General features: G+C 56.7%; 13 protein-coding genes and 3 pseudogenes. 9 read left to right on the top strand and 7 right to left on the bottom strand.

Annotated elements, in window-relative coordinates; all coding sequences use genetic code 11:
- Positions 1-3 precede the first annotated feature (3 nt).
- From GOX53_RS23890 to GOX53_RS23875, 4 genes are all read right to left on the bottom strand, one after another.
- Positions 4-975, bottom strand: a complete 972-nt coding sequence (locus tag GOX53_RS23890) for an ABC transporter permease (RefSeq protein ID WP_171180880.1) — start codon at positions 973-975, stop codon at positions 4-6.
- Positions 972-2,477, bottom strand: a complete 1,506-nt coding sequence (locus GOX53_RS23885; protein ID WP_171180878.1) for a sugar ABC transporter ATP-binding protein — start codon at positions 2,475-2,477, stop codon at positions 972-974. Before GOX53_RS23885 ends, GOX53_RS23890 begins: the two co-directional genes overlap by 4 nt.
- A gap of 90 nt (positions 2,478-2,567) precedes the next feature.
- Positions 2,568-3,542 (bottom strand): ABC transporter substrate-binding protein, encoded by a 975-nt coding sequence (locus tag GOX53_RS23880; protein ID WP_171180876.1) that lies wholly within the window; start codon positions 3,540-3,542, stop codon positions 2,568-2,570.
- Between the two features lie 57 nt (positions 3,543-3,599).
- On the bottom strand, positions 3,600-5,066 hold the full coding sequence (locus GOX53_RS23875) for an aldehyde dehydrogenase family protein (protein WP_217351903.1): 1,467 nt from the start codon (positions 5,064-5,066) through the stop codon (positions 3,600-3,602).
- A gap of 290 nt (positions 5,067-5,356) precedes the next feature.
- Between GOX53_RS23875 and GOX53_RS23870 the strand changes: the two genes are divergently transcribed.
- From GOX53_RS23870 to GOX53_RS23855, 4 genes and pseudogenes are all read left to right on the top strand, one after another.
- Positions 5,357-6,979: a GMC family oxidoreductase gene (locus GOX53_RS23870; protein WP_171180874.1), complete on the top strand. Its 1,623-nt coding sequence runs from the start codon at positions 5,357-5,359 to the stop codon at positions 6,977-6,979.
- 14 nt (positions 6,980-6,993) lie between these two features.
- On the top strand, positions 6,994-7,731 hold the full coding sequence (locus tag GOX53_RS23865; RefSeq protein ID WP_171180871.1) for an FCD domain-containing protein: 738 nt from the start codon (positions 6,994-6,996) through the stop codon (positions 7,729-7,731).
- Entirely contained in the window at positions 7,732-8,655 is a 924-nt protein-coding gene (locus tag GOX53_RS23860; protein ID WP_171180869.1) for a sugar kinase, read from the top strand.
- A 152-nt stretch (positions 8,656-8,807) separates the two neighbouring features.
- A pseudogene (locus tag GOX53_RS23855) lies at positions 8,808-9,952 on the top strand (helix-turn-helix domain-containing protein); the annotation flags it as partial.
- Between the two features lie 198 nt (positions 9,953-10,150).
- Here the strand turns inward: GOX53_RS23855 and GOX53_RS23850 are convergent.
- Positions 10,151-10,768, bottom strand: a complete 618-nt coding sequence (locus GOX53_RS23850) for a TetR/AcrR family transcriptional regulator (protein WP_171180868.1) — start codon at positions 10,766-10,768, stop codon at positions 10,151-10,153.
- A gap of 106 nt (positions 10,769-10,874) precedes the next feature.
- On the opposite strand from GOX53_RS23850, the gene GOX53_RS23845 reads away from it, so the two are divergent.
- From GOX53_RS23845 to GOX53_RS23835, 3 genes are all read left to right on the top strand, one after another.
- The gene (locus tag GOX53_RS23845) at positions 10,875-11,336 is read left to right on the top strand and encodes a DMT family transporter (protein ID WP_171180867.1); all 462 of its coding nucleotides are present in this window, start codon (positions 10,875-10,877) and stop codon (positions 11,334-11,336) included.
- Positions 11,337-11,399: 63 nt separating this feature from the next.
- On the top strand, positions 11,400-11,855 hold the full coding sequence (locus tag GOX53_RS23840; RefSeq protein ID WP_171180866.1) for a nuclear transport factor 2 family protein: 456 nt from the start codon (positions 11,400-11,402) through the stop codon (positions 11,853-11,855).
- A complete protein-coding gene (locus GOX53_RS23835) occupies positions 11,848-12,684 on the top strand; it encodes an ergot alkaloid biosynthesis protein (RefSeq protein WP_171180865.1) in 837 nt (278 codons plus the stop codon). The genes GOX53_RS23840 and GOX53_RS23835 overlap by 8 nt, the downstream gene beginning before the upstream one ends.
- 17 nt (positions 12,685-12,701) lie before the next feature.
- On the opposite strand, the pseudogene GOX53_RS23830 reads toward GOX53_RS23835, so the two are convergent.
- Positions 12,702-13,025: pseudogene (locus GOX53_RS23830) on the bottom strand (transposase); the annotation flags it as partial.
- A gap of 274 nt (positions 13,026-13,299) precedes the next feature.
- Between GOX53_RS23830 and GOX53_RS23825 the strand changes: the two are divergent.
- Both GOX53_RS23825 and GOX53_RS23820 read left to right on the top strand, forming a co-directional pair.
- Positions 13,300-14,427 carry a 2Fe-2S iron-sulfur cluster-binding protein gene (locus tag GOX53_RS23825; RefSeq protein ID WP_171180863.1) on the top strand — a complete coding sequence of 376 codons (1,128 nt, stop codon included), beginning with the start codon at positions 13,300-13,302 and terminating at the stop codon, positions 14,425-14,427.
- Entirely contained in the window at positions 14,427-16,730 is a 2,304-nt protein-coding gene (locus GOX53_RS23820; protein ID WP_171180862.1) for a mechanosensitive ion channel family protein, read from the top strand. The genes GOX53_RS23825 and GOX53_RS23820 overlap by 1 nt, the downstream gene beginning before the upstream one ends.
- A gap of 138 nt (positions 16,731-16,868) precedes the next feature.
- Here the strand turns inward: GOX53_RS23820 and GOX53_RS29925 are convergent.
- Positions 16,869-17,347: pseudogene (locus GOX53_RS29925) on the bottom strand (transposase); the annotation flags it as partial.
- Positions 17,348-17,917: the final 570 nt, after the last annotated feature.

The raw sequence follows: 17,917 nt of genomic DNA, 5'->3' as shown, positions 1-17,917 counted from the left end.
CCGTCACTCCCTCCGCGCCTGCTGCACGTAGACGGCTAAGATGATGATTGCCGCTTTCGCGATCAGTGCCACCTCATCCGCAACGCCATTGGCAAGCAGCGTGTACTTAACCAATTGGATGATCACTGCGCCCAGAATGGCGCCGAAAATCGGTGCTCTACCGCCCTGTAGAAGTGTACCGCCGACGACTGCGGCAGCGATGGCATCAAGCTCCATCAGGTTTCCGATCCGTGCAGCGTCCGATGCCGAATTGATCGCCACGACGATCAGACCCGCGAGCCCGGAGAGACCGGCACAAATCACATAAGCGCCGATCTTGACCTTGCGGACCGGTACACCAGACAGTCGCGCGGCGCGTTCGTTGCCGCCCACGGCCAGGAGCTGCCTGCCATAGGTCGAATGAGCAACCATCCACCATGCGGCAATCGCTATAATGGCAACCAGCCAGCCCTGAAAGGGAAGGCCGAGGATTTTGCCTGTGCCGAGATAACTGAAGGCAGGATTGGTGAAAGTCTGCAGATTGCCATTCGTAAGAACCAGCGCAATCCCACGCCCGGAGATGAAGAATATCAGTGTCGCGACAATCGGTTGTACGTTGAAGACGCTAACAAGGACGCCGTTGAACAGACCGCATGCGAATGCAACTAGGATCGGAACACCTATTGCCGCTGTGAGCCCTATGGTGGGATAGGCCTCGGCATATGGCGACAAGAATATCAGCGGAGCCATCGCTCCGGACAACGCCATGATCGCCCCCACGCTCAGATCGATCCCGCCGGTGGCAATAACCAAAGTCATGCCGACCGCGACGATGGCGATCGTGGCCACCTGACTGATATTGACAAACAGTGTTTGCGGGTGAAGGAAATTCGGTGTGATCGCCACGTTAAAAAGCAGGATTGCAACAAGTGCGATCGGTCCACCGTAGTGCGCAATGCGCGCCTTGTCGAAGTTGAGCATGGCGCCTGTTGTCATGCTGCCCTCCGTTCGTGATGGTGAGCAATGGCAGCAATCAGCGCCTCTTCCGTCACTCCGGGATTAACGAGTTCAGAAACCGTATAACCATCCTGCAGAACGGCGATCCGGTCGGCACCTTCGACAATCTCCTCAAACTCAGAACTGATGAGCAGAACGCCAAGACCCCGCTGGACGTAATCCCGAATGATTGATTGGATCTCAAACTTCGCACCCACATCGACACCGCGCGTCGGTTCGTCCAGAAGCAGCACCTCGGGATCGAGCGCCAGCCAACGGGCAAGAAGTACCTTCTGCTGATTGCCGCCGGAAAGCTCGCGGATCGGCTGCTCCATGCCGGTGGTCTTGATACCGATGGATTTGATGAAGTCCTCGACCAATTCCTTTTCGCGCTTGCGGTCGACGCGGCCAAATTTTCTGAGTTTCGGTAGCAGCGCCAGCGTCATGTTTTCGCGGACCGACATGTCAGGAATGATCCCTTCGCGCTTGCGGTCTTCGGTCAGGAACCCAATTCCATCAGATATTGCATCCGCCGGACTGCCCACGGACGCGGACGCGCCTCGCCACCGGACTTGACCGGTCCGAAGCTTGTCGAGGCCGAACAGCGCCCTTGCCGTTTCTGTCCGGCCGGAACCGAGCAGCCCCCCCAAGCCGACGATTTCGCCCTTCCTTATGGACACAGACACGTTTTTCAAGCCGGCGGCCGTGGAAATGCTTTTTGCCTCAAGCAACACCTCGCCTGGTTCAGCGTTATGTCCCGAAAGAGCGGTCATGCCGGCATCGGCGATCTCTTTGGGATCGCGACCCAACATTTCCGAAATGAGGCCCAGCTTGGTCGTTTCTGGGATTTTGTGAGTGGCAACTGTCTGGCCGTCACGCATGATCGTGACGCGGTCGCAGATCTGATAAAGCTCGTCCAGAAAATGCGAGATGTACAACACTGCGACACCATCGCGTTTGAGCTCACGTACGACGTTGAAAAGAGTTTCGATTTCCTGATCGTCCAGCGACGATGTGGCCTCATCCATGATGACCAATCGCGCGTTCAGAGACACCGCGCGAGCGATCGCAACCAATTGCTGGATCGCTGTTGAATAGGTGCCGAGCTGCGCCCGCACATCGATATCGACGCCAAATCGCTGAAGGATCTCTCCGGCGCGCCGGTGCGCCTCTTTCCAGTCGATCAGACCGAAGCGGGTCCGGGGCTCATATCCCATCATCACATTCTCGGTGACGCTGCGCAGCGGCACGAGGCTAAGTTCCTGATAGATGGTGGCGATGCCTGCGTCCTGCGCCTCGCGCGGGGTCGATATCGACGTTTCCTGTCCGCCGATCCGAACGGCACCGGCGTCTTTTCGGTAAACGCCGGTCAGGATTTTGATCAAGGTCGATTTGCCGGCACCATTCTGCCCTATAATGGCGTGCACTTCACCCGCCTCCAGCTGCAATCCCGCCTTGTTCAGCGCGACGACACCACCAAAGGCTTTGTCGATATCGGCCATATCAATAAGATGCGTCATCTGCGCACTACCCCAATTTCGTTGAAAACGATCGCCGGAGCAGCCGAAGCCGCTCCAACGACCCAGGGAGGCTCAATACGCCTCGTCAATATGGTCGGCGGCGTTGTCGATGGTGAAAATGCGGTCTTCGACCTTGACCCAACCCGGTATCTCTTCACCCGAGGCGTAGCGTTTCATCACGTCGCAGGCCAACGGACCGAAGAATGGTGAACTCTCCACAGTCACGCCCATCTTGCCGTCGATGATTGCCTGCAGGGCATCGCGGGTGCCGTCGATCGACACGATGGTGACGTCCTCGCCCGGCTTTCGGCCCGCAAGCTCCAGCGCCTGAATGGCACCGATGGCCATCTCATCATTATGAGCATAGACGACATTCACGTCCGGGTGCGCCTGCAGCAGCGTTTCCATAACCTGACGTCCCATATCGCGCGCAAAATCGCCGGTTTGCGAAGCAACAATTTCGAAACGGCTGTCTTCTGCAATACGGTCGTCAAATCCTGATCGCCGGTCGTTGGCCGGGGACGAGCCAGTCGTGCCTTCCAGTTCGACGATGATGCCTTTATCGCCCTCGAAGTTTTCGATCAGCCATTCCGCAACGCGGCGGCCCTGATCCACGAAATCCGAACCGAGGAAAGCAACGTAGTGTTCGCCAGCCTGCGCGACATTCGAGTCCACCGAGCGGTCAACAAGGAAAGTCGGAATACCAGCGGCCTTCGCCTTCATCACCGCGGGGATCAACGGTTTCTCCTCGCGCGGCGGCAGGAACAGAACGTCTATCCCCTGGGCAATCATCGAGTCCACGTCGGCAACCTGCTTGGCCGCGGATCCAGCGGCATCGGTCGCGATGAGTTCCCATCCACAGGATTCAGCGGCATCGTGAAACGACTTCGTTTCAGCGATCCGCCAGGGGTTGTTGGATTCCATTTGCGCGAATCCAACGCGATAACTGTCTTTCACTGCAAGTGGCGGCGTGTCGGCCAGAGTTGCACCGGCCCCCAGGCACATCGCCATCGCAGCTGCGGTGGTCAGCAATACTCTTCTCTTCATAGTTCCTCCTCCGAAGATTAACGCGGCGCCATTCCTCCTGCCGCGGTTTACCTGGGTTTATGCCCAGTTTAGATACAGGCTCTGCTTGCGCAGATACCCATCGAATCCGTATTTTCCGTCTTCTCCTCCAAGACCCGATTGCCCCCAACCATTGTGGAAGCCCTGGATTTGTTCGCCGTTGGCGCGGTTTACGTAGATCTCGCCGAACTTCAGCCGATAAGGGGTCTGCATCAGGCGACGGTAATCCTTGGTGAAAATGTAAGCCGAGAGCCCGTAAACCGTGTCGTTGGCCAGCTCGATGGCCTGATCGAAATCATCAACACGAATTGCCGGGACCACAGGTCCGAATATCTCGCTGTCAATGACCGGCGAATTGTTATTGAGGAGCTCCAGAACCGTAGGCGCGTACCAATGGCCCTTTGCGTATTCGCCATCTGTCAGGGGCCCGCCCTTGAGCAGCACTTCAGCACCAGCCGCGACAGACTGATCGACGATGGACTTGATCTTCTCCACCTCGGTGCCGCTGACCTTCGGACCCAGATCCGGATCGTTCAGCGGGTTTCCAATTTTCAGATCTTTTGAGGCCCGGACAAATTTCCCAAGAAATTCATCCGCGATGTCGCGGTGCAAATACATCCGCTCGTTGCACGTACACACCTGACCACAATTGGTGTACCGGGCGGTTACGGCGGCCTTTACCGCATCGTCGATATTGGCGTCTTCCATAACGATGAACGGCGCCTTGCCACCAAGTTCCAGGCGAAGAACCTTCATACCGTCTGCGCCGGCCTTGAAGATTTCACGCCCGGCCCGATTACTTCCCGTCATGGTGATCATTGCGGTCCGCGGATCTTCGACCAGTGCCTGGCCAACGATCGGTCCCCGTCCGGTCACAACATTGAAAGCACCTGGCGAAATGCCAGCCTTGTTCGCCAAAGACGCAAGAAACAGGCCAGAAAGCGGCGTGAGTTCATGGGCCAATAAAACAAGGCTGTTCCCGGCGACCAGCGCAGGGCCCAGCTTCCGCGCCGCCAAAGCAGCGGGGTAATTCCACGCAGTGAGTCCGACCACGACGCCATAGGGATGGCGGCGTATCTGAATCTCTTCATCCCGGTTGTCCGAGACCACAATGTCGCCCTCGATACGGCGTGCGTTTTCGGCGGCGTAGAATAGAAACTCCGCTGCCGCACCCACTTCTCCGAGCGCTTGACCAATTGGCTTACCCTGTTCCAGGCTGATCAATCGTGCAAATTCTTCTTTTTGTGAAGCGACCAACTCCCCGAGCCTTCTGACGATCAGACCACGTTCAAAGGCAGGAGTCGCAGCCCATTCCGCCTGCGCCCGCACTGCGGAGGAAACTGCGCGCTCGGCGTCTGATGCAGATCCCTCCGGCGTCGTCGCGATGATTTCTTCCGTCGCAGGGTTTTCAACTTCAAGCACCGCGTTGCTCGAGCCCGATACCCAACTCCCATCGATAAACATCGACGCCCTGACGACCGATTCACCGAGTGCCTCGAAAACCACCCTAAACCTCTTTTGGTATGACCATAATCAGAATCTATTGCAGTGATCTGGCAATAAGTCAACAAAATACCTTAATATGGGCGCAATCGGGCGTTTGGTTTTATTTTTCGTCCTTCTACTTGAGACTTTTGGTATGATTATATAGTGTGAATGGGTAACACGGGAGAAGATCGGCGGCACTGGTCAGAAGGGCGGTGCCAGATTGCGAGCCGAACGGAACAGCTGCGGTCGAAGCTTGTGCCCCTCACGGCGTGAGCTAGTCATCGGGAAGAGATTGGAATGGAACGGGCATGACCGAAGAGTTCGAGCATATCGTGATCGGCGGAGGTGCGGCGGGATGTGTTGCGGCCGCGCGATTGGCCGACGACGGCAAGGCCAAAGTACTACTTCTGGAAGCTGGATATTCAAACCGACATCCGCTTCTCGATATGCCGCCGGGTATCTTCAAGATGATTAACGGCACGAAATACATGCGCTACCACAAGACCGCCCCGCAGGAGCATCTTGGCGGGCGGGTGCACGATATCCCTCAGGGACACGTTCTCGGCGGCGGGTCGTCGGTCAATGCACAGGTATATATGCGCGGCCGACCAGCTGACTATAACGGTTGGCAGGAAGAACTCAGAGGCAGCAATGACGCCGTTGACTGGAGTTGGGAAAGCGTCCTGCCGCACTTTCGTGGAATGGAGGGCAACAACCGCCTTTCCAACGAATTTCATGGCACCAGCGGACCGCTTCTCGTTTCGGACCCCGGGCACATAGACCTGCTGTCCCGGCTGTTCGTGCAAGCCGTTCAGGGGCTGGGGGAGCCATTCAATCCGGACTTCAATGGCGCCCAGCAAAGAGGTGTCGGCTTCTACCAATTCATGAACCGGCAAGGCAAACGGTCGTCATCAGCATACGCTTATATCTCCTCGCAAGAGGCCAATCCCAACCTGACGGTTCGTCTGCGCTCCGAAGTACAAAAGATCACGCTGGACGGCGGGAGGGCGTCAGGGGTCGTCTATAAGGACAAAAGCGGAAACACCCATAATGTGCACTGCTCTGGCGAGATTATTGTAAGTGCAGGCGCGCTCGTCACTCCGAAATTACTGATGCTCTCGGGGATCGGACCGGCAGACCATCTGACCGAAGTCGGCATCGATTGCTTGCACGATCGTCCGGGCGTCGGGGAGAATCTTATTGATCACCCAGAGGTACCGATCACGGCGCGGGTCAATGGTCCCTACGGGTATTACAAACAGGGCGAAGGCTGGCGGATGATCCGGAACGGTCTGCAGTTCAAGCTATTTGGGTCGGGTCCGGTCACGTCGGCTGGCGTCGAGGCCGGCGCCTTCGTCAATCCAGGCGATCCTGACGGACTGCCCACGATTCAGGCATTTTGCGTGCCCATCGTCTACGTTGACCGGGATACACGGCATTTAGTGGAAGACGGTTACGGACTCACGGTCACAACCGTGGTCGTAAAGCCTAGGTCCCGCGGGTCTGTGAGTCTGGCATCGGCAGACCCGGCCGACATGCCGGTCGTTTCGCCAAATCTTCTGAAAGAAAAGGAAGACATGGACGAAATGGTCCGCGGCCAACGGTTCTTCCTCGACGCATTCGCGCAGTCGCCGCTGGCGGAAAAGATCGAGCGAGTGATGCTGCCCGGGCCAGACGGCCGCAGCGACGGCGCTTTGCGGGATTATTGCCGCCGCTTCGTCAAAACGAATTACCACCCTGCCGGAACGGCGCGCATGGGCAAGGACGGTGACCCTATGGCCGTTCTGGATCCGCGAATGCGGGTGCGGGGCATCGCAGGACTTCGCGTTTGCGATATGTCGGCAATGCCGGATATCAATGCTGGCAATACACAGGCTCCGGCAATGATGCTTGGAGATCGGTGCGCAGATATGGTTTTGGGACGATTGTAACGGGAAGCGGCGCCATGGAAGAGAACTCCGCAAGAGATGTAGGTTCGGCCGCGCGCAAGGCAAAGGGCCGCGCCGCAGATGCGGTCATCAAACGGCTCGCGGAAAAGATCCAGAGCGGCGAGATATCAGACGGGCAGCCTTTGCCGCCCGAACGCGACCTGATGGAGGAATTTGGCATCAGTCGAACAGTCGTACGCGAAGCCGTTCTCGCCTTGTCCAATCGCGGCCTGATCGAGGCGCGACCCCGCCACCGTCCCGTGGTCCGCAAACCTGGTTTCGACGCAGCGATCGACGCGCTGGAAAGCATTGTCGCCCATTTGCTTCACGAGCCGGGTGGCGTAAGAAACTTGTTCGACACTCGCATCCTCGTGGAAAGTGCGCTCGTGCGTCAGGCAGCCACCGACGCCAGCAAAGACGACATCGCCGCACTCAAATCCGCGCTCGAAGAGAACAAGGCGGCAATTCACGACAGCGAACTGTTTTACGAAACTGACAAGGGGTTTCATGGAGTGCTCTACCGTATCTCGAACAACCCTGTCTTGCCGGCGATCCACAAGGCTTATACCACCTGGCTATCGCCCCATTGGTCACAGATGCCACGTTTGCCCGAGCGCAACCGAAAGAACTTCGAAGCTCACAGCGCGATATTCGACGGCATACTGATGCGCGACCCGGATGCGGCGGAGGCGGCTTTGCGTGCGCATCTAGAAGACGCATGGACTCAAGTTCAGGCTACTTTTGGCGAGATCTGATTGAACATCGAACCTAAAATCCGAAAAATCGCTTGCCTCGGCGAAGTCATGATCGAACTTTCCTCGAGGCAAGATGGATTGGCAAATATTGGTGTGGCAGGAGACACGTACAATACGGCGGTTTATCTGCGGAGGCTTTTGAGCGGGTCCGATGTGACGGTCTCATACGTAACGGCGCTTGGGACTGACCGCTACTCGGAAAAAATCAGGGATGCGATCCGTTCGTACGGGCTCGAGACGGAATGCATCGAGCGCCGCGACGGTGGAATGCCTGGCCTTTACGCCATCGATACCGACGAAAACGGTGAGCGAAGTTTCAGTTATTGGCGCTCGGCATCCGCCGCACGGACGATGTTTTCTGAACCTTGCGAAATTGGACTCGACCGGCTGCGGGATTATGATCTGCTTTTCCTGTCCGGCATCTCGCTTGCGATTCTTCCTGCTTCTGTTCGCGAACGCCTAATCGACTGGTGTGACGGCTATCAGGCTGCCGGAGGCCTTGTCGCGTATGACAGCAATCACCGACCAAAGTTGTGGGAAAATCAAGAGGTCGCACAAGGCACCAACGCAGAAATGTGGCGGCGCGCTGATATCGCGCTGCCCTCGATTGATGATGAGATGGTGCTGTTCGGAGACAGGGACGAGGAAACCACGGTGGCACGTCTGGTGGGGTACGGGATCAAACGCGGAGCGCTCAAGCGCGGCAGTGCCGGACCGCGCGATTTGTCGGGTCAAGTTGTTGGTGAACTGCCGCTAGCCAAGGAGATCGTTGACAGCACCGCTGCGGGCGACAGCTTCAACGCGGGCTATCTTGCCGCGCTCGTTGAGGGCCAGGACAGTATTTCCGCAATTCGGGCAGGACATAAGCTGGCTATGAAGGTGATCGCACATCGAGGCGCGATTATTCCCGGCACCGGTCCTTAACCTTCAAGCACTTTCGTTTCTCCGGTAGTCGCCACCAGCGCTCGGCTATGTCCAACAACCACCCTTGTGTATGGAAGACCCCGCGCAATCCGGCGCTGCTACCGTCGCACAAAGAGGCTCTGGCGCAAACTCTGGGCCTATTTGTCTGGTCGATTGAAGTTCTGATAGAGGCGTGCCCAAACAGACGAGAGCAGGTCGTCAAAGACATCCGCCGCAAGACGCGCAAGCACCATTCAGCGGAGGAGAAGATCCGCATCGTTCTGGAGGGCTTACGTGGTGAGGAGAGTATCGCGGCCCTGTGTCGGCGCGAGGGGATCGTCACGAGCTTGTACTATTCGTGGTCGAAAGAGTCCCTTGAGGCCGGAAAGAGATGGCTGGCCGGCGACACGGCCAGGCAAGCGACAAGCCCGGAAGTGAAAGAGCTGCGGGCCGAGGCGTCCGCCCTGAAGGAGGCCGTTGCTGACCTCACCCTGGAGAACCGATTGCAAAAAAAAATGCCCGGGCCCTCTCGGCAGAATGCTTCGCATTCGCCTGCCGGTTAATAGATGGGGACGACGACATATGAGATACCCCGCATTGGAGAAGCTCGAGAGCATCCGCCTCGTCGAGCAGTCCCACTTGTCGGTGAAGCGAACACTGTCGAAGCTGGGCATCCCGAAGACGACGTTCTATCGCAGGTATGCCCGGTACGAAGCGTTTGGCGAAACTGGTCTCGAGGACCGTCGCCCGCATCCCGGGCGGGTCTGGAACCGCACCCCCGGCGAGATCAGGCAGGCCATAGTAAACCTTGCTCTGGATGAGCCGGAACTGTCGCCGCGTGAGCTGGCGTTTCGATTCACGAATGTGAAAAAGTATTTCATGTCAGAGCCTTCCGTCTATCGCATCCTTAGGGAGCAGGACCTGATTACTGGCCCGGCGTTCAACGTGATTGGGCTACGGAAGCGTTACTGTTGCGAACCGTCCCCGTTTGTTCTCCAACAACGGCGGCAGCTACATCTCCGGTGACTTGGCCAAGTAGCTCGAGGATCAGAGCATGGACCACATCCGCGGCGCCCCGAACCATCCGCAGACCCAGGGCAAGATTGAACGTTGGCACCGGATGCCGAAGAACCGCATCCTGCTCGAAAACTACTATCTGCCAGGTGCGCTTGAGGAAGCAGCCGTAACCTTCGTCGTGCGCTCCAACCACAGCCGCTACCAGAAGAGCCTCGGCAACCTGACACCCGCCGATGTCTACCTCGACCGCAGCAATTCCATTCTGAAGGATAAAGAGAAAACCAAGGAAAGAACCCTGAAAACAGCGATGCTTGTTCAATCTCGGGCGCGCAGCTTAAATAAAATTAGTCAGCCAGACGGACCTGATCGCTGTCAGCTCAGTCGGACCACTTCATTTGATGACGGACAGGCCGTAACAGACGCCAATTGCCCACTGCGAATTCCTGCAGGAAAAGACGCCGTTGCGTTGGTCGCCTAACACGGTATCGGATGAGGTTGCTTAGCTGGATACGCTCAACACAAGATCTGAGAACCTCTTGATGTCAGCGGAGGTTGTTAATCGATGCTGGACGATAACATGCCAATAGAGTGGCGCGATAAGCATATCCAACACCATGCTGCGGTCCGTGTCCTTTGGCAGTTCGCCGCGTTCAATCGCCGTGTCCAACATGATCGTCGCTTGTTCCCTCCGATCAAGCGTGACGCTCTTCAGAAGCTCTGCAAGCTCGTCTGATCGGGCATGCTCTGCATGTAGATCGGGCAAAATCCGCCGTACAAGCGGGTGGCGCAGAGTTGCAGCCAGCCGACGCATCAACATGTTTACGTCGCCCTCAAACGACCCAGTGTCCGGTATTGGCGTGATGCTCGTCGCCGTCGACTTTACTGCCTCGGTCACCAGTTCAAACTTGGATTTGCTCCGGCGATAGAGCGCTGCTTTCCCAACGCCTGCCCGAGCCGCAATGCGCTCCATGCGGAGGGCGGAATATCCCGTTTTCGCCCATTCCTCGAACAAGGCCCGATGGATTGCATTTGTCACCGAGTCCTGAAGCACGGCCGCCCCAGCCGGTTTTCGGCGGGCCTTTTTTTGCACTCTTACGTCGGAACTATTGCGTTCCATCGTTAGTCCTTCTATATAGGCCGAAACGGTTTCGTTCCGACGTATTTTGCAGAAATCGTCGCGACGCTGCAACCAAGTTGCAGAATATTTCCGAAAGGGCGTGCAGATGGATCCGAAAATCACACTTCTGTGGTTCGCACCTACGCTTTGCTGCGCCTTGATACCGATCCACGCCGGAATGAACGCCAAGCTTAGTCGTGCGGCTGGCCACCCTCTTTGGGCAACGCTTCTGTCATTTGGAGTATCCTTTGTTTGCCTTGTTGCCGGACTTGGCTGGCTTCGCGCAACATTGCCGAATTTGTCATCTTTGGTTTCTGCTCCTCCCTGGGCGTGGGTCGGAGATGCGAACGGCGTCATTTATGTGATGGCGACCATCATCCTAATCCCATGCTTTGGCGCCGCTGCCTTCCATGCCGACGTTGTCGCCGGGCAAATGACCATGGCGCTCATCCAGGATAAAAACGGCCTTTTCGGGAATGCCGCTCTACACGCTGACTTCTTCCGCATCACTGGTGCCGTTCTGTCGATTGCGGGCGACCTCATCATGCAGTTTGGAAAAGCATCATGACCCAAGCCACCACTCATATTGAAACCCTCCCAATAAGGGACCAACACAACGTTAGGAGACATCATGTCTGACACCAACACGATAGCGAGCTTTGGCGCGATGCTGCGCAGTGCCCTCGGAAATGCGATCATCGCAGAAGCGGGCGAGAACTTTCTGGACATGTGCGCTGAAGACATTGTGTTCCAATTTCCATTTGCGCCTGAAGGCGCAGTGCTTGAACTGCGCGGGCGTGACGCTATGGCAGCTTATCTGCCGAAAGCCGGAGGACTCATCAACTTTCAATCAATGAGCCCTGCAATCACGCATGCCTCGAAAGACGACGAGACCTTTGTTTTGGAATTCTCCTGCACAGGCAAAGGTGCGGCTGGGCGTTACGACCAGAACTACATCTCGGTCATCCAGGTCAAGAACGGACGCATCGCGCGTTACCGAGACTACTGGAACCCGTTGGTTCTTCTGAACGCTGTCGGCGGGGTCGAGCCCCTGAGATCCGGGTTTGAGGAGTTCCTCGATGACTAAAACCGTGCTTGTCACAGGCGGCACCGGAAAGACTGGGAGCCGCGTCGCCGAGCAGCTGCGTGCAGAGAGTGTTGTACCACTTATCGGAACACGCAGCCCGCAGAATGAAAGCGATGTACGCTTCGACTGGAAGGACCCATCGACATTCGCCGATGCCTTCGAGAGTGTTGAAGCTGTTTATCTCGTTGCACCTACGGATACCGTGGAATCACTTGGGGCAATGCGTGCTGGACTGGAAGCCGCATTGGCCGCCGGCGTGAACCGCTTCGTGCTGCTCAGTGCCTCTTCGCTCGAGGAGGGCGGACCGATGATGGGCGCGGTTCACGCTTGGCTTCGATCCAACGTCCCGGAGTGGGCAGCATTGCGACCTACATGGTTCATGCAGAACTTTTCTGAGCTTCAGCACCGAGATCCAATCCGCGATCAATCTGCTATCTACACCGCCACAGGCGACGGCCGTGTCGGTTTTATCGATGCAAATGACATCGCTGCGTGCGCCACGGCGATACTGGTCGCACCATCAGTAGACAACACCGACTACATCCTCACAGGCCCCGAAGCGATTTCCTATGATGTGGTTGCCGAGACTTTGAGCAGTCACTTAGGACGGCAAATCACCCACCACCGCCTGACTGTCGACGGTCTGGCTGAGCGTCATCAAGATCATGGCTTGCCGAAACAGTATGCGAAAACACTGGCCACGATGGATGGCGCAATTGCTGGCGGTTCCGAAGATCGCGTCACGGATCATGTCCCGCAACTGACAGGCCGAGCGCCAACCTCCTTCGCAGAATTCGTGCAAAAGAACCTAGGAGCATGGTCAGACTGATGGAGCGTTTTGAGTGCATTCAAGCCACCTCGCGAGCGGCCACAACACTGTCGAGGAGTCCCCCCTTGGCGCTTGGTGCTTGATGATGAGCGCGAATTACCATGCTGTCGATCATTTGCAGAGCGTGAAGCACCGTTCCGCTCTCGTTCAGGGTGCCCATGATATCCCTCCATGGACCCGCCAGTGTCCGGCGCAGGAACTGGCGATAGACGCTCGACCATTTACCGAATTCCTCGGGTAGTTGCGCCACTGTGCATAGGTGTAATGTTATCCAGAAAACCCCATCAAGAACAAGGCGGTGGTTGATGGGTCTGCGTCCATTTTGGAGTGCGGACTGCCAAGGTGAACTGTTCAAAGAACGCCTATTCCAAATTTGACATCAGGTCTCGTGCCAAGCTGGCCTCCATGGCAGATAATAGCTTGGATCATACTCGCGCCTCATGTGAACCCGTTTTGTCAACACGACCTGGGCCGCCCGCGTCTGCGGTCCCTGCGTCGCCTTGACGTATTGCTCCGATTTGTAAAGGATTTGCTTCACTACAGTGTACGCGCCCGGTCAAGTCGCGGAATGGGAGTATCAGTATGGCCAGCACAGCATCCGATGGAGCGTGGGGCATGAAACTCCGGCTGAACTTGATGATTGGTACCGGTATGGTGATGTTCGTATTCATCACCATGCATCTGGCAAATCTGGCGATCGGTTTGGTTTCCGTTCAGGCAATGGAGGATTGGCGCTGGACGCTCAGCGGTGTGTGGTCGACCTTCTTGCCCCTGAAAATCCTGTTGCAAGTGTCGCTGGTGGTGCATTTTCTGATTGCGCTGGTTTCTCTCTACATGCGCAACACGTTAAAGGTGCCGGCGTACGACATGGCGCAAATGGCCGCCGGCGTCCTGATCATTCCGCTTCTTGGAACGCATGTCTTTGGTGTCATGGCACTGCGCGAACTGGGGCTAGTGCCAACTTATCCTATCCTGTTGAACAACTTTTGGGTGGTGTCGCCCGTTAACGGGTTGCAGCAAGTCGTGATGCTCGTTGTTGCCTGGATACACGGGGCGATTGGTGTCTACACGTGGTTGCAGTCGCGCGACGGCTCGGTCCACGCGATGAAGTTTTTCTATCCCTTTGTAGTGGCACTCCCGATCCTGGCGATGCTGGGATATGTGGAAGCAGGTCGGCAGATCATCCCGGTGGAAGAAGGTGAGCTCGGATTTGTAGTAGAGGACGATCCCAATGCTGACAGGCCACCAGTCGATCCGGAAATGGTCCCGGTCGTCGTCAAAAGGTCCAAAGAGAGGACAAAAATGGCGACGCGCATCTCGCTCGGTCTGGTTGCTGCCGTGATGGCGGCAAGGTGGCTTCGATTGCATCGCCGTCGTCGGGAGAGGGTTCAGGTCACCTACAGCGGCAATCGGTCGGTCACTTTTCAAGCGGAGACGGGTCTGACGCTGCTCGAGATGGTGCGCGAAAACAATATTCCGCATGCCAATATTTGCCGCGGGCGAGGACGCTGCGGCACTTGTCGGGTAAGGGTTCTTTCCGATGACGCGGCACTTGGTCCCCCCGGACAACTAGAGGCGAAAGTCCTGGCCCGCTGGCATGCCGGTCCGGATGAGCGATTGGCTTGCCAGTTGAAACCCCTGGAAGGGAAACTGGTGGTCGAGCGGGTGATCGAGGCAGATTACTCGAACTTGGACTACACAGAGACGAAGACAGATTCTGATCTGCCCGCGGGTGCGGTTTGATGGCTCTGTTACGCGCGATTTTGCTCTCATTGGTGGTCGTCGGAACAGCCAGTTCCGTAGAGGGTCAGATCCTTACAAATCCCTCAAGTACGGAAGCGCCGGCCGTTCCTGCGCCGTCACCCAATGATATCAAAGAATTCCTGCGATTGCTTGGCGATCCAAGCGTTCAGGAATGGATCAAAAGCAGTGCCACCGAGACGGGTCAGATCGAGACCGGAACGGCTCTGACGCTGCGCGAACAGGTCGATGGGCAATTGGCCAGGATCGGGCAGCGCGTACAAACGCTGGCACTGGCCTGGACGATCTTCCCGCAGATTCCGGTATTCATGTCGGAGGTCTGGGATGCCGAGTTGTCGCATGCCCAAAAGGTACGATCTGCGACCTATATTCTGACCTTCTTGCTGATCGGTCTCGGGCTTGAATGGTTGTACCGTCAGTTCATGCAATATCCTTTGTTGCGCATTGAGCAGGCACCAAAGAATGCGCCACTGGAAAAGCTGATCGGAGCGGCGTCGCGCGCCGGCATCATCTTTGCCGGTTTGGGTGTCTTTGCGGTGGGCAGTATCGGCGCCTTCGATAGCTTTGACTGGCATCCGCTTGTCGAGACGCTTGTCCTCGATTTTCTGATTATGGTGCTTTTGTTTCGAACGATATTGACCGTTTCCAAGTTCTTTCAGGCGCCTTACGCGCCGGAACTGCGACTGGTCCCTTATGGCTCACCGGTTGCGCGATATTTGCATCGCATCGTCGCCGTTCTTGCCCTGACAATCGTGCTGGCACTGGCGCTGTCATATCTGCTTAACCGTGTTGTCTCGGTGCGCGAATTGGATTTGAGCGGCAGTTTGCCCGCTGTCGCCCTGGCGCAGACTGTGGTGCTCGCAGCCATCGTTGTCGGTGTGACTTGGGCCTGCATCTGGGCTGCGTTCCGCCACGTCCCCCAGCTCTGTGAAAGCGATTTGAACGAGCGGGCGCTGTTGTTCTGGCGAAACTATCTCATCATTCTCGTGGGTGTCGTTTTTGCCCTCTGGTTGTTTGGCCTGTTCGGGATGATGTGGACCGTCCTGATCCTTGGGCTGGTGGTGCCCGGACTGAAATTGATGAAATCCTGGATCGACCATTTTTTTGATCAATCGACGGCCTCTCTGCATGAACAACACATGGCCGAGGCGCAGGCCGTCTTGGACGAGTTCAACAAGGCGGAAGCCGAAGGAGAAAACCTCGAAGGCGAACCACAGCCGGATGTGCCGCAATTTGCCGACCCCTACGCGACCACGCGTCCCATCGTGCAACGCGCGGCAAGATTCGTGTTCCTGATGTCGGCGGTTTTCTTTCTCTCAGCCGCCTGGGGTGTGAATATCTTTGAGCTTTCCGAAGACGGCAGCGTGCTCGGGCGCGTTCTGGAAGTGCTTGTGGACAGCATTGTCGCTCTGTTGCTGGCCGATCTGGTCTGGACCTGGGCCAAAACCGTCATCGACAAACGAGTGGCGGAATACGAGCCGCCGGAAGATGGGCAAGCGCCGGGCCCAGAGGCCCGCATGATCACGCTTTTGCCCCTGCTGCGAACCATATTAATGGTGACGCTCCTGATCATGGTAGCGCTGAGTGTGCTGAGCGCGGCCGGCGTCAATATCGCGCCGATTCTGGCCGGGGCCGGGATTCTGGGTATTGCGATTGGGTTTGGGACGCAATCGTTGGTCCGCGACGTTGTAGCGGGCATTTTCTTCCTGATCGATGATGCATTCCGGCTGGGTGAATACATCGAAGTCGGCGATTTAATGGGAACGGTTGAGAGTATCTCCATCCGTTCCATGCGCATTCGCCACCATCGAGGCAAGGTGCACACTGTCCCATATGGCGAGTTGAAAAGCCTAACGAACCACAGCCGCGATTGGGTCATAATGAAACTGGAATTTCGTGTGCCGTTCGACACGGATCTGCAGCTGGTCAAAAAGCTGGTGAAAAAAGTGGGCGCCGAGCTGGCCGCAAACGAGCACTACGGTCCGTCGATCCTCAGTACACTGAAATCACAGGGCGTGCGGCGCATGGAAGAGTTCAACATGGTCGTGGGCGTGAAATTCATGACCAAACCCGGCGAGCAATGGCTTGTTCGTCGTGATGCCTATCAGAAGGTACGCGACATCTTTGAAGCAAACGGCATCCGTATGGCAGAGCGAAACGTCAAGGTTGCGATCGAGGGTGGCGATAAACTGACCGAAGAGCAGCGACTGGCTGCCGCGGGAGCAGCGCAGGAAGCTACACAAGGTCCGGCCGGCCCAGCAAAGCCTGTTCCAGACGAACCATAAACACCGATAGGTTGGATTGCGAAACCACTTCGACTGGCTGAGCGATCAGAGACGGTTTCGACAGTAACTCGATGCCCGAAAATCAGGCCGAAGCAGGCGCATCTTTATTGAGGCTTTGATAAACGCCTCGTCCAGCGCTTCATGGCGGGCATACCAGCGTTTGAACGTCGTCCTCGGGATGCCGAGCGTCGACAGTGTTCGCTTTACCGGCAAGTGTGACTGCTCGACAAGGCGGATGATCTCAAGCTTCTCTGAGGCGGGGCATCTCATATGTCGTCGCCTCAATCTTCGAGCATTTTTTGAGCAGGCGGTTTTCGAGCGTCAGATCAGCAACGGCCCTTTTCAGCGCTGCCGCCTTAGATCGCAGCTCCTTCGCTTCTGGGCTGGTCGCCTGGAGAACCGTGTCACCAACCAGCCGCTTCTTACCCACCTCCAGGAACTCTTTTCGACCAGCTGCAATAGAGGCTCGTGGTAGTCCCTTCGCGCCGACACAAGGCAGCGATTCTCTCTTCGCTACGCAATCCTTCCAGCACGATGCGGATCTCCTCTTCCGTCGAATAATGCTTGCGCGTTTTGCGGCAGATGTCTTTGACGGCCCGCGCCGTCAACTCATTGATGGTGTTAGGTCCGTTCTGATCAGGATTGCCAATCGTGATGATCAACGTGCGAAATGAGCACAGAACTTGCTTGCGCGCGCGGGCCACAACAAAACGCTTGTGGCAATCGCTAACAAGACAACACGTATCGCTTGGGCGTTGTTGCGCAATGGAGAAAGCTACAAGGCGGCGTAGCCGGTAGCCGGAAAGCTTCGACTTCCATGAATGGGAGGTGATATTACGATGGTGTAACGGCAGGGGCCGCCAATTCACAGCCTGTAAGGAGTGGTGGCCACGAAAGGCCGGTCATCTTAAAAGGCACTGAAATCAGCGAATCCCATCGAGGCCAGGAGCCAAGGTGCTTCAAAGAAAGGCCGGATGGATTCACGCATCCAACGCCGTTGATGCTATCGTGAAAAACACCTTGCGCAGGGGGCATCCATAGATCCACTTGTTGGCAATTTCGATGAGCCAGAAATCCTCCACTACGAAAACCTCTCAATCAATCCCAAAAGGTTCTGATCCCTGACAAGCGCCTTTGAATTTTTGTTCGAAGAGGAGCCTCTGGATCCTTTTGGCGCCGGTTTCCAG

The sequence above is a fragment of the Ruegeria sp. HKCCD8929 genome, assembly GCF_013031405.1.
Taxonomy (GTDB): domain Bacteria; phylum Pseudomonadota; class Alphaproteobacteria; order Rhodobacterales; family Rhodobacteraceae; genus Ruegeria.
This window is presented reverse-complemented; position numbering and strand designations above follow the sequence as displayed.